14 protein-coding genes are annotated in these 12,140 nt (G+C 65.7%); 10 read left to right on the top strand and 4 right to left on the bottom strand.

Annotation, left to right across the window (positions count from 1 at the left end):
- The first annotated feature begins 62 nt into the window (after positions 1-62).
- The 8 genes from SAVERM_RS28600 to SAVERM_RS28625 all read left to right on the top strand — a co-directional run bounded on the left by SAVERM_RS28600 (position 63) and on the right by SAVERM_RS28625 (position 4,413).
- On the top strand, positions 63-1,298 hold the full coding sequence (locus tag SAVERM_RS28600) for a helix-turn-helix domain-containing protein (RefSeq protein WP_037645392.1): 1,236 nt from the start codon (positions 63-65) through the stop codon (positions 1,296-1,298).
- 436 nt (positions 1,299-1,734) lie between these two features.
- Entirely contained in the window at positions 1,735-2,076 is a 342-nt protein-coding gene (locus SAVERM_RS28605; protein WP_010986944.1) for a hypothetical protein, read from the top strand.
- A 162-nt stretch (positions 2,077-2,238) separates the two neighbouring features.
- Positions 2,239-2,370: a hypothetical protein gene (locus tag SAVERM_RS45390; protein WP_255222029.1), complete on the top strand. Its 132-nt coding sequence runs from the start codon at positions 2,239-2,241 to the stop codon at positions 2,368-2,370.
- 6 nt (positions 2,371-2,376) lie between these two features.
- A complete protein-coding gene (locus SAVERM_RS28610; protein WP_010986945.1) occupies positions 2,377-2,622 on the top strand; it encodes a hypothetical protein in 246 nt (81 codons plus the stop codon).
- An 8-nt stretch (positions 2,623-2,630) separates the two neighbouring features.
- Positions 2,631-2,879 carry a hypothetical protein gene (locus SAVERM_RS28615; protein ID WP_010986946.1) on the top strand — a complete coding sequence of 83 codons (249 nt, stop codon included), beginning with the start codon at positions 2,631-2,633 and terminating at the stop codon, positions 2,877-2,879.
- Positions 2,876-3,049: a hypothetical protein gene (locus SAVERM_RS42825; RefSeq protein WP_154696737.1), complete on the top strand. Its 174-nt coding sequence runs from the start codon at positions 2,876-2,878 to the stop codon at positions 3,047-3,049. The genes SAVERM_RS28615 and SAVERM_RS42825 overlap by 4 nt, the downstream gene beginning before the upstream one ends.
- Before the next feature lie 163 nt (positions 3,050-3,212).
- Positions 3,213-3,485, top strand: coding sequence for a hypothetical protein (locus tag SAVERM_RS28620; protein WP_037645395.1), 273 nt, complete (start codon positions 3,213-3,215; stop codon positions 3,483-3,485).
- Between the two features lie 61 nt (positions 3,486-3,546).
- Positions 3,547-4,413 (top strand): abortive infection family protein, encoded by an 867-nt coding sequence (locus SAVERM_RS28625; RefSeq protein WP_037645398.1) that lies wholly within the window; start codon positions 3,547-3,549, stop codon positions 4,411-4,413.
- A gap of 1 nt (position 4,414) precedes the next feature.
- Here the strand turns inward: SAVERM_RS28625 and SAVERM_RS28630 are convergent, their stop codons facing one another.
- Positions 4,415-5,917: a recombinase family protein gene (locus SAVERM_RS28630; protein WP_010986950.1), complete on the bottom strand. Its 1,503-nt coding sequence runs from the start codon at positions 5,915-5,917 to the stop codon at positions 4,415-4,417.
- 341 nt (positions 5,918-6,258) lie between these two features.
- Here SAVERM_RS28630 and SAVERM_RS28635 point away from each other — a divergent pair, with 341 nt between their 5' ends.
- Positions 6,259-6,615, top strand: a complete 357-nt coding sequence (locus SAVERM_RS28635; protein ID WP_010986951.1) for a hypothetical protein — start codon at positions 6,259-6,261, stop codon at positions 6,613-6,615.
- A gap of 246 nt (positions 6,616-6,861) precedes the next feature.
- On the opposite strand, the gene SAVERM_RS28640 is transcribed toward SAVERM_RS28635, so the two are convergent.
- Entirely contained in the window at positions 6,862-7,071 is a 210-nt protein-coding gene (locus SAVERM_RS28640) for a DUF397 domain-containing protein (RefSeq protein ID WP_037645400.1), read from the bottom strand.
- Positions 7,072-7,661: 590 nt separating this feature from the next.
- On the opposite strand from SAVERM_RS28640, the gene SAVERM_RS28645 reads away from it, so the two are divergent.
- The gene (locus SAVERM_RS28645) at positions 7,662-8,879 is read left to right on the top strand and encodes a helix-turn-helix transcriptional regulator (protein WP_010986953.1); all 1,218 of its coding nucleotides are present in this window, start codon (positions 7,662-7,664) and stop codon (positions 8,877-8,879) included.
- A 345-nt stretch (positions 8,880-9,224) separates the two neighbouring features.
- Here SAVERM_RS28645 and SAVERM_RS28655 read toward each other — a convergent pair whose 3' ends face one another.
- Positions 9,225-9,731: a transfer protein spdA gene (locus SAVERM_RS28655; protein ID WP_237528903.1), complete on the bottom strand. Its 507-nt coding sequence runs from the start codon at positions 9,729-9,731 to the stop codon at positions 9,225-9,227.
- 1,632 nt (positions 9,732-11,363) lie between these two features.
- Positions 11,364-12,047, bottom strand: a complete 684-nt coding sequence (locus tag SAVERM_RS28660) for a hypothetical protein (RefSeq protein ID WP_010986955.1) — start codon at positions 12,045-12,047, stop codon at positions 11,364-11,366.
- Positions 12,048-12,140 lie beyond the last annotated feature (93 nt).

Below are 12,140 nucleotides of genomic sequence, written 5' to 3' on the forward strand. Positions count from 1 at the left end.
CCTTGAAGAACGTTGCCAATTCTAGCGGCTCCTCCCCTTCGGGTCACGTTGACCTTGACGCCGTGAACTCCCTCCACCTCGTCGAGATGGCCGCGCGCTCCGTGGGCCGCTCCGAGACCCTGATCGAGCACCTGCTCTCATGGCAGATCGAGACCCGCCCCTTCCTGTCCGGGACTCGTGGACTCGCCCGTTGGACCAACCTCTCCGACAAGACCGTCCGGGCGACCGTCGGTCCCGAGGGTGGCCTGAGCGAATTTAAGTTCCTCTGGACCAGGACCCGTGGGTCCTCCTCCGCCCTCGCCGAGGAGCGCGACTCCATGGAGGTCCGCTTCCGCTCCAATAGCGGCGGTGACTACCGCAGTACTTCACCTAAAGACCTTCAGGCCCCTGGTGGCCCCCTGGCTGGGGGCCTGGGGGACCTGGACAAGAAGCAGGGGAAGGAAGGAGCTTGGTGGGGTAATGCGGTAGTCACCGCCGCAATCAGCGAGAGGGCCCAGGAGGTCCTGGCCAACGGCTTGAAGACCCTCTCGGAGCTGGACACGATGAAGGGCATGGAGCAGAAGGCGAGGACCCTGCGGGCCCTGGATGCCTCCCTGGACGTCTGGAGCGAGGTGCAGGGCCCGGACGCCCCGGAGTTCGCCCTCGGCCGCCAGGCGTGGAAGCTCGCGGTCCTGTGCGGTCTCCGGGACGTGACCCTCTCCACCGACGACATCGCCGGACTGCTGGGCCTGGCCCCCAAGAGCGTCCGGGACCTCCTGGCCCGGATGACCAAGGCGATCCCCGGTCTCGTCCGGAAGGTCCGTCAGGGCCGCTCGTTCGTCTACGAGATCGCCTGGGCGCAGGTCTTCGACGAGGCCATGGGGGACATGTACGACGAGCGGGTCTCCCGCCACGACATCCGCAACCGCAGGGCGGCCCAGGACAAGGCTCTCCAGGCCACGGCGGCCCGACGGGGCACGGGTGCCGGATACCTCGCGTACCGCCTCTCCATGGCTAATCCGAAGCGCGCCGAGTACCTGGAGCGCAACCCCCTCCCGGAGGGCGCTGACGGGGCCTGGAGGGCCCTCGTGGAGGCCGGGGACGAGCTGGCCCTGTACGAGCACCTGCGGGCCCAGGAGGCCGAGGCTGGACCGGTCCCGAGCACCCCGGCGGTGCTGGTCGAGGAGGCCAAGGAGGTCACCTCGTTGAACCCCCTTCTGGGACAGCCGGCTCAGGAATCCTTGGAGGCTCCGCAGCGGATCGACCCCGAGGTCCTGGCGGCCATGCGGGCCCGCATCTGCGCCAGTACGTACGCGTGAAACAGGGCGGTGACCATCGCTTCGGGAGATGCCGAAGTGATGGCCACCCCTTCCGTACGTAACTACGTAGCGAATTACGTATCGAGTAGGTATTCTGTACGTATGCAGACCTTCACCAGCACCGAGCTGAACCGCAAGAGCGGCGCCATCCTCCAGGCCGCTGAGGAGCAGGGATCTGTCAAGATCCGCAAGGGCTCCAAGGTCTACGTACTGCAATACGTACGTACGGAATCCGAGCCCTCTACGTACGTACGTAACGAGCCCACCCCGCTGGGTGGAGACGAGGTCGTGGAGCTGCTGCGGGAGCAGACGGCTCTGCTGCGGGAGCTGGTGGATCAGGGCCTGCGAAACACAGGCCATGCTCAGGCCGCCGAGGTTGCCACCTCCGGCATCGTGACGGCCCGGGTGGACGAGGAGCCCGCCGCAGAACAGGCCCGTGGTCATCCCGGAGGCCGTGAAGGCCCCGGAGCCGGAGAAGCCCGGCGAGCCCTCCCAGGACGAGCTGAGGGCCGCGTACGACTATCTCGGCCTCCGGGAGACGTCGGAGGGCCTGGAGGTCACTCAGAGGGGCGTCCAGAGCGCCCTGGGCACCGTGAAGAAGATCGCCCGAGAGGACCCCTCCTCGGCCGAGGCCCGGGTGATGGCGATGGGTGCAGCCGATGATGACCGCATCGAGTTCCTGCGGTGCGTGCAGCTCGACAAGCTCTCGAAGGTCATGGCCAAGAGGGCTGCTGGTGACCCCCGCTGGTTGGGCGTCGCGACTCCTCCTCGAATTTAAATTCCGCACTCCTCTCCAGGATTCCTTGGGGTACTAACGGTGACCTTTGAGGGGCACCAACAAAACCTGTACCCTGATTCCCGTAGACCCTCGCCCCACTTCCCCCCGGGCGAGGGTCTCGTGCGTTCCCAGGGGGTGGAATTTAAATTCGGGGAGGTCGTCATGGCGGAGGACCGCTGCGTCTGTGACACCGAGACATGCTGGTGCGGATACATCCCGCCGGGCGGCACCGCAGAACAGGCCATGGCGATGCTCGCCGACGACGAGCCCGAAGTATTCGACGGGGATTGGTGAACGATCGTGCAGCACGTAGCACCGTCCAACTCTCCGTACATCACCTGCATCCAGTGCGAGAGCACGTGGCTGACCGAGACGTACGAGGCGGCCAACGGAATCGGCGGTTCGTACTCCGATGAGTTCACGTACGAATGCCCGACCGACGGATACCACGTCCCGGAATGCACCTGCGCCTGTTGCGTGTACAGCGACTGCGGCCATGACAACGACAAGACCTGTTTCGACCCGAACCGAGAACTGAAGCACTAGGGGGCCGCATGAGTTTGGAATGGACGCAGAAGGCGTATTACGAGGCGAGCGGAGGGGACCGGGTCGGTCTCCTGTCGCTGGATGACGGCCACTCGGCGGTGGTGTGGGCGTATGCCGATCCGCACTGCTCGATGCAGGTGATCTCCTTCGACCCGGACAAGGCCCTGGAGGTCTTCGAGATCTCCCGTAACGGCGCTGAGAACCGCGAGGGTCTGCGGTACGACTCCCGCCAGGCGTGGGACGGGGGTTCCCTGTGAGCGAGCAGCTCTACACCGTCACCGCGTTCTCGAACGACTACGAGCACAAGCCGAGTCGGGGCGTCGTGTACCAGGTGGTCGACGCCACCGAGGAGTACGTGGAGAAGCTGAAGGCCCGCGAGGCCGAGGAGCACCCCGACCGCTGGCTGAAGGTGGAGGCCCAGGGGTGAGCGCCAGGTGCCCCGAGTGTCATGAGCCGGCGCAGGAATCCGCGGCGACCGACATCGCCCCGTGCTGGGGTGCCCCGCCCGCCTGGAGTCACGAGGACGGGAGCGCCTTGTGCCCGATCGTCGGTCCGAACGGATACGAGCCCGCTCAGCCGGAGTTCCTGACGTGAAGGGCCTCGTCGTCATCGACCCGGAGGCCCCCGGCGGCTGCCGGAAGGTCTCGTACGGCCCCGTCGTGAACGGCCGCCCCCTTCGCTCTCCGGCCATGCGGAAGCTCATCGGCAACCTGGTGAAGGACCAGGTCCGTTGGGCCGAGAGGGAGGCCAAGGAGGCCGCCTGGGTCGAGCGTCAGATGGCCACCGCGCCCCCGCTGACCATGGTCCAGACCCAGATGCTCCGCCGGGTGAAGACGGACCTCACCCGGGCTGCCCAGCTCTGAGTTGAGAGCCTTTGTCGGAAAAGGTCATGACGATGTCAGGGTCTACTCGTATCTTCAGACCATGACCGTCACTGCCCGCCGGGAGCTGGTGAGCGCAGCAACCCGTAACGCGTTCCGCTCTCTTGCCACGGATCTGACCATCCGGATCGTGGCCGAGCTGTGGGAGGACCATGGGTTCGCGCCCATCCCGCCCGAGGAGCTGAAGTACGACGACCCCGGGCAGCGGCGGACCACCTTCATGCTCTATGCGGAGGGCGTGGACTGGGGCGATCCTGAGCATGTCCGCCGGGCTCTCCTCGTCTTCGAGGACTTCATTCGCGCGTACCGAGACCCCGACCAGCAGGGCACCCCGAAGTGGCTTGAGGACATCGGTGTTCGACTGGAGCGGGACGGATTCCTGCTCGACAAGAGCGGCCGAATCTCATGGGAGCGAGCGCCGGTCCGTCTCCTGGATCGGGACCTGAGCACCCTGAGTGACGGCTCGGGGATCGCGGTCGAACTGGAGCGAATCAGGCGGGACCTGACGACCGATCCTCACGGGGCGATCGGGGCCGCCAAGCAGCTCATCGAGGCCACGGCGAAGACGGCTCTCCGGGAGCTGAGCATCGAGATCGACAAGAATGCCGCGCTCCCGACTCTGGTCAGCACCGTCCAGAAGGCACTGAAGCTCGACGCCGGTTCGGCTCCCGACGGGCCTGACGGCAGCAAGGCCGTGAAGAAGATCCTTTCCGGCTCGGTGAACATCGCCGTGGGCGTCGCGGAGCTGCGCAACCAGGGCTTCGGTAGTGGTCACGGGCAGGCCAGCGCGCCGTCCGGGCTGGGGGTTCGTCATGCCCGCCTGACCGTCAACGCAGCCGTGACCTGGTGTGAGCTGATCCTCGACACTCTGGCCGACCCGGCCGCGCCGTGGCGCAAGGGCCAGGTCTGACCTACTTCCAGAACACCTCGACCCGGTCCGGGTTCCAGACGTTGAAGGGCCGGGTCGCGGGGTGGATCAGGATCTCTCGGATCAGCCCCCGGTACGTCGACTGCTTCCGGGCGACGGAGTAGTCCTTCCACGCCTTCCGCAGCTCGGCCGCGCTGACCTCGGAGAGGTTGGCCTTGACCCCGTACTGAGCGATCTCCTTGCGGGCCCCGGCCATCCGGCCGTTCAGGGTGTCGATCGCGTCCCGGATCTCCCGGGCCGGGCGGTCGCCGTCCAGGAGTTCGTCCCCCAGCTCCTTCTTCCGCCGCTCCCAGCGGGCGAGCTTGGCCTCCAGCGCTGGGCGGGGGTCGTTGTCGTCCGCCTCGGCCGCCGCCTCGACCTCCTCCAGGCGCTTGAAGAGGAGCTTCTCCAACAGCGGCTCCAGGTCGGGGATCTGGATCGTCCGGCCTCCACAGCCGCCCCCGTCCTTCTTGCACGTATAGATGGGCATGTCCTTGTCCCCGCGCTGCCCCGTGCTCATCCGGTGGTGCTTCTTCCCCTCTTCCTTGCAGGAGCAGGGCTCGCCCGCGACGTGCGAGACCTTGCACGTGCACTTCACCAGGCCGCTCAGCGGGTACTTCAGGGCCGGGGTGTCCCGCTCGCCGTACTCCGCCTTGAACTCCTCGGAGCGCTCGGCGAGTAGGGCTCGGATCATGTCGCTGTCCTCGGGCTCGATGATCTTCGGCCAGACGGCCTGACCGTAGATCTCGCCCCTGTGCTCCTTGCGGCCCGAGATCCGGCCGGACATCAGCAGGAACCGCATGGCCTGGTACGACCAGGCCCCGCCGGTGGACGTCTTGATGCCCGCCTCGTTGGCCTCGGCCACCAGGGTCCCGAGCTTCTCGCCCTCCAGGACGCGGCGGGCCCACTTCTTGATGTGGGCGGCCTCCTCCTCGTTCAGGATCTCGCCCAGGATCTTCCGGCGTGAGCCCTCGCCGTCGAAGAGCCGGGTGTAACCGAAGGGCCGGTGGCCGGAGTTGTGGATCTTCCCGGCCTCGACCAGCTCCTGGATCTTGCGGAGGATGCGCTCCTGCTTGTGCTCGACCTCGTACTTCGCGATGGCCCCGAGCATCCGGGCGACCAACCGGCCCGTGGGGGTGCTCAGATCGAGGTCGCCCGCCTTGACGGTCGCGATCTCGGTCTTGTGGTCCTCCACGATGTTGATCAGGTGCTCCAGCTCCACGGGCTGGCGGTACACGCGGTCCGGGTGCCAGGACACGATGGCGTCGATGCAGCCCATCTCGATGTCGGCCAGCATCCGCAGGTAGTCCTTGCGCTTCTTCCGGCGGTCCGCGGCCGTCACGTCGTTGTCGATGTAGACCTCGATGACCCTCCAGCCGAGGGAGGCGGCGAGGAGTCGGCAGTCGTCCTCCTGGCGCTTGACGCCAAGTCCCCCGCCCTCGCGGTCATCTGAGATGCGGACATAGATCCCGACGCGGCGAACCCGATCTCTGGCGGAGGTCTTCATGCCCTTGACGGTAGCTGAGCTGGTGGGGTCCAAGGAAGGTGTGGCACCATGGCTCGGCCTACCAGGACCCGGAGCTCATACGCAGGGTGGCCCCACGGCTCGCGTTGATCTCGTGCGGCCGGGACAACCCGAAGACTCGTGACTTCCAGTTCTAGCACGTCGCCCCTGGTCAGCGCACTGCTTCGGCCACAGGGGCGGGGGTGCCGAGGGTCCGAGCGCCGCTCATTCACGCGACTACTGAAGTCCTCATCCGCGTAGCCTGATTGGGCCAGAAAGACAGTGCCCCGGCGGGAAGGGTGAAGGCTTCCGCACCGGGGCTTACCGACTGAATTGGAGTCGGCATGACGGAGCCTATCGCCGCTGGAAAGCCCGAGTCCCTGCGCCGCCTACCGTGGACCGGACCCGAGGGCAGCGCGGAATACGCAGCGCCCGAGGACGGCGTCGAGCAGATCGCAGACCGCACCGAGGCACACCTCATCAGAATGGCGCGCAACGATGCCGCCTACGCGCTGACCATGGCGGAGCGACCGGAAGTCTCGCGCACTGATCTCTGCCTGCTGGTACGGAAGTTGGCCGGTGCTGTGGGCGATGTTGCCAGCGTCGCCGAACTGCGCGGTGAACGACTCAACGAACCGATCTACGCCCCTGCGGTTCGGGCACTGGAGGAAGCCTTGCGCGCGGCTCTGAGCCAGCGCTGATCAACCAGTAGCCCCGCAGCGCTCCGGGACGTTCCCAGGGGCGCTACGGGGCCTTTTGCTGCGGTCAGTGCTTACGTGGCTGGACAGGGGAACGGGTGGAAGCATTGCGCCGCCACCACAACCCCTTGCACGTGGACGGAGAGAGGTTGAAGAAGTGCCCGCACTGTGCGCACCAGGGCAACCCGTTCTCGGGGTCTGTAGGGCACTCGGCGGCACAGCGGGGGCACTTCTCCACGGGACCTACTCTCAGGCGCTCAGATCGAACTCTCCGGCCTTGACAGCGTCGGTGAGCGTCACCCACTGGTCGGGCGTCATGGTGACGATGGTCTCGGGGCGCTCGCTGTCCCGCAATGCCACCACGCCCGGCAAGTTCACGGCCACCTGCGGGCAGTTGCCCACTTTCTTGTCACGGCAGGCAGCCGCACTGACGAATTCGTACTCGGGGATCGCGTTCATGGTGCCTATCCCTTCGCTGAACTGCTGCGGGGAAACGGTCCCCGTGCCGTCTTGCAATCCGCCCCGGTGAACGCTCGACCTGTCCGGCGCTCACTGGTGCGGAAGTCAGGCCCGGCGGACGTTGCGCGGGTCGTTCGGATGGCCCCACACCATGTGGACATGCATGGCGCGAACAGTTGCGGCAGCCGCTTTCGGATCACCCGTCTTGACTGCCTCGGTCACGCCCATCCGTAGCAGCGCGCAGACAGGGCACGTCTCCGGGTCGACCCTTCCGGGGCGGGGGGTCCGAAGATCAAAAAGGATCATCGGGGGCACTCGAAATGCCGATAGATAGCGGCCGGTGGACCGGATCGCCTCTCAATGCAGGAGCGGCGGCAGGGCTCAAGGCGGTTGATCGTCTGCTTGCAGTCAGCACACGTGGACCCGGCAGGGGCGTACGTCACGTAATCCGCCGTGTCTACCTCAGTCTTGGGCGCTGCGCTCGCTGCCATGCCGTCCCCTCACGTCGACTGTCCGGCGTTCAGCCTCCGCCTGGGATTGATCAGTGACTAGTGGCCCCCTGTAGGCCCGGTGTCGGCCAGAATTGAGGCATGACCAATGCCATCGGGGCCAACATCAAAAGGCTGCGGGAAGCGCGCGGCTACAGCCAGGCACGGCTAGCCCATGAGGTGTGCCGGGCAGCCGGGGTCATTGGTGATCCGGTCGGCCGCCAGGAAGTCAGCCGGTGGGAGACAGGGAAACGCACGCCGCGGGAATGGCTGCCGTTCATCGCTGCCGCTTTAGGCGTGTCCGCGGATACCCTGCGCGCGCCCCTGGCGCCCCCTGAGCCGCCTTTGCCGACGCTGGCCGACTTCCTGCCCGAGGGTGACCCACTGAGCCCGCTACAGGGCCACTCAGGGCGCCGGATCGGAATGGGCGCAGTGGAGGACCTACAACAGCGGGTGCATGGCCTACGGCTTGCCGACGACGTCCTAGCCGGTGGAGACCTGATCCGCCCCGCGCTGCGTGAACTGCGCTCCGCCGTGAAGCTGTACCGGGAGGGCAGTCACACCAGCGAGGTAGGGCGTCAACTCCTGCGGCAGATAGGGGAGGTGGCACAGATTGCAGGATGGATTGCAAGCGACGCTGGCCAGCATGCGGAAGCTGAGCGGATCTACCGGCTCGGAATCAGCGCTGCGAGGCAGGCGGAGGATCACACCCTTGCCGGGAACATTGCCGGAAGCCTGGCCTACCAACTCAGCAACACAGGCAGGGAAGTTGAGGGGCTGAAACTGGCCCGTGCGGCGGTCAATGAGACTGGTCCCGACGCTCCGCCAAAGGCTCGCGCGCTGTACCTGGACCGGGTGGCATGGGCGCACGTCAAGGCGGGCGGAATAGAGAACGGGCAACAGGCAATGCGGGCCCTGGGGGAGGCCGGGCAGGCACTCAGCGACGACAGCGCCGGTACGGAATCGCCCGCCTATATGTATTGGGTCGACGCTGGCGAACTGCGGGTCATGGAATCTCGCGTCTACACAGAGCTGCACCGGCCCTTGCGCGCCGTGCCATTGCTGCGGGAAGTGCTCAGCGGATACGACGCGACCCATACCCGCGAAATGGCCCTGTATCTGTCATGGATGGCCGTTGCGCTCGCTGATGCCAATGAGCCCGAGGAAGCGGCAGCAGTAGCCGAACGGGTTGTCTCGCTAGCCTCTGACATTCCCTCGGAGCGGACAGCGGAACGGGTCCGGGTGATCCTTCAACGCTTGCGCGAATACGCGGACGTGCCGGAAGTTGCAACGCTACTCGCTGAACACCAGGTCACTTAGCTTGTGCGCACGACGCTGCAACTCCACTTCCCCGCATAATGCCAGGTCAGAGCCACCGAGGGGCGCAGCCGGCTGAGCTTATGATTTCCAATTGCTAACATGTCGTGAATGCAGGAAAGCCCCGACCCTGGAATATCCAGGATCGGGGCACTTGCTATTCCGTCTCGGCCAACTCGGTCACGCGCTCATCAGCCTCAGCGAGTAGGGCATGCGAGTACAACTCAGGATCGGCATTCAGAACGCGACGGCGCGCACGCTGGACCAACGACACATCAAGCGGCGGGAAAGTCCACAGGGGAGCGCTCAATTCCTCAGCGGACAGGGACAGGTAGTGGCGTAGGTCGCTCATTCGCCACCGGCCAGCGCGAGGTACCGGCGTCCGGTCCGCTCGGACACGCTGTAATGGTCGGCCAGCATCCGGCCGGTAACCGGTCGGCCATTGTCCGCAGCGAGTGAGGCCATGACCGTGCGCACGTCCTCGGCGGTCGGGGGAGTGACCGGGTCATCCTGCGGAGCATCCGGCGCGCTGGCTTCGAAGTCCTGCCATAGGTCGGTGTCCGGCCAACTGTCCGGCAGGGGCTCAGTGGCCGCAGGAGCGACTATCGGGGGCGCAGGGTCCGCGGGGACCGGTACGGCCACGGCAGGCGCCTGAGCGGTCACCCATGGCCGGTGCATCCGGTACAGGGTCACGGGGAACACGGCGTGCAGTCCGGCCGAAACCCACGTGTCGACGCTGGCGAGTGATTCCGCGGTCAGCACTCCGGCCACGTTGGCGGACACGGCCACGGCCACGGCGAACAGGACGTCACGGCGTGACCGGACTGCCCAGACTAGGAACAGGTCGACGGCCACCGGCACGGCATAGGACGGCCAGCCTGGAACTCCGTGCGTTTCAGCGAGGTGCTGCTGTGTGGCGAACGATATGAGCATGGACGCCAACAGGGCTGCGTACCGGGCGTAGTTGGTTACTGAATGGCGAGTCAGCAAGAGGTCTCCAGGGCATTAAAAAGGTGCCCCGGCTCAGTGAGTCAAGGCACCTACCAGAACTGGTATGTGATCAGTCGGTGGGGAAGTCATTTAGGCGGCAGTGAAGACACCCTGAGCCCCCAGGCTGAATGCCGAAGTCATGGCGCTCGCAGATGACCCAACCGGCGCCGTCCCGGTCATTCCAGGGGCCGAAACTGGAACGTCTTTCGGAAGTGGCAGGGGCATTTCGCTGCGCTGCTGCTCGACGCCGAGCCTGGCTCACGTGGGCCACCCCTCAAGTGCGTAACCAGCGGCAGACAGGGAGCCGGGAGTCAGTAGAAGGGTCTCGGAAATGCGGCGAACCTCGGTCAGTTGAGCGGCATTCACGCCTGTTCCGAGCGCCTCAAGTTCCACCAAGAGGGCGACCATTCCGACGCATGCGTCATCCCAGAGATTTGCGCTGGGGCCCTTCCAGAGTGACGACCATCGAGACAGCATTCCATCGGTCCAATCCTCGGCTCGCTCGGGAGGCATGGGCACAGGCAGGCTGCATTCAGGAGGTAGAATCACGCGGCTGATACCGGGGCGCGAGCGGCCACGGCGAAGGTTTTCGCTATTCACGTTGAGTCACTTTCGGTTGGTTACTAAGGGGCGTCGCATGCGGTTTTTGAACACGCTGCGTATTTTTCCCCGAGCGCACCAGGCGGAGACCTCCCCTGCGCCTCGGAGGTCCAAGGGCCGAGTTGATCACCCCCCACCCCCCAGGACCCTTTCAGGCACACAAAGTGACGAGTGAAATGGGCCAGCGCTCACGTTCCGTTTCCCTGGTCGCGCATGGTTCGCCTGTTGTGGTGAGCAGTAGTCATTGCCCGGAGATTGGTCCAGTCATGGGCGCGGGGACCCAATGGGCCGAGTCCGTCAATGTGGTCAACGACCTGCGCCCTAGGCCTCAGGATTTCCGGGGTCAACATGCACTCGTCGCATTCACAGTGCCAGTGCTCGCGGAGGAATGCCGTTCGTGTCCGCTGCCATTCCTTGGACCGGTACGCCCTTTGATGCGCTGAGCTATTGCGGTGCCTGCCGTGCGCTCGCTTGCATTCCAGACACTTCCCCTTGGGCACCTGACACGGGCACCTCGGCACGCTGCACACGGACTTGCGGCCGGAGTCCGGAGGCTGGCACGGCTCATGCGCCACGTACTCACCCGGCTTGGCCGCTGGCTTCGCTGTATGGCTCTCAGCGGGCTTAGGTGGTGGCTTGGGTGCTGGCGTCGCATCCTCGGGCCAGACGCCATCAGCAGGCACCACCAAGCCCGTACGGAGCCACTGAGGGGCGCTCTCGTCCGACACGACGAATTCGTCTCCGGGGCCGTGTTCGGTGCCCTGGTAATCCAGGCGGCAGAACGAGCCGACACGCAGCCTCATTAGTGCATTTTCCTTTCTCGGCAAAGGGGCCCAGCGGGAATGCCGGGCCCCATGTCCAGTCGCTCAGTCAGCGGGCAGAAAGGCGCTCAGCGGCTCAGGCATCATCAAGTCGTGCAGCCACGCCAGCGCTGATCAGCTTCTCTGCCGTCTCGGCCGGTAGCTCTCGGATGCGATCGTCAATGCGCACACGGATAAAGTCGCCCGAGTCCACGCTGATGGTGTTGACCTTGAGCCAGTCACGGCCCAACCGGATCAGCGAGCCGTTATCGGCGGGACTGGACGTGAACACAGGGGCGTTGCCCGGCCTGCCTCGTTCCATGTGGTCGACGGCAGACAGCGCAGAGACAGCCGTGCGGATAGCGCCACGGGTTCGGTAGTACTCCCGCTCGGCCTCCTCGGCCTGCGCCTCCGAAGCCTTCAGCGCCTCTACAACCCGCTCTCGCAGTTCGGGCAGGCTCGCCACCCAGGCACGTTGCACGACAGCGCCAGCGGCCCGGATCTGCTGCTCTAGAGCCTCTATCACGCCAACGCCGGTGCCGCGCAGAGCAGTTACCCGGGAAACCTCGGACTCGCCCTTAGGGACTGGCTTACCGGCCAGCGTCGCAGCCTTAGCGGCAGCAGCGTCACGGGCCTGAGCGCGCTCCAGGTAGCCGTCATCGAGAGCGTCGGCGTATTCGATCTGCGCCTCGCCATAACGATCCCAGGCGGCATCTAGGGCAGCCTGCGCCTTCGCGACGGCGTCCGGAATTTCAATGCCAGCGGGTAGGGGAATAGTCATGAGTAATCTCCGATCAATGAAGGCCCCGGGTGATTCCCAGGGACACAATTAGTATTTGGGTCGTTAGGGAGCTAGGCGGACGTCGTGTACGTG

Origin of the sequence: Streptomyces avermitilis MA-4680 = NBRC 14893 (assembly GCF_000009765.2) — a bacterium.
In the GTDB taxonomy this organism is placed as follows: Bacteria; Actinomycetota; Actinomycetes; order Streptomycetales; family Streptomycetaceae; genus Streptomyces; species Streptomyces avermitilis.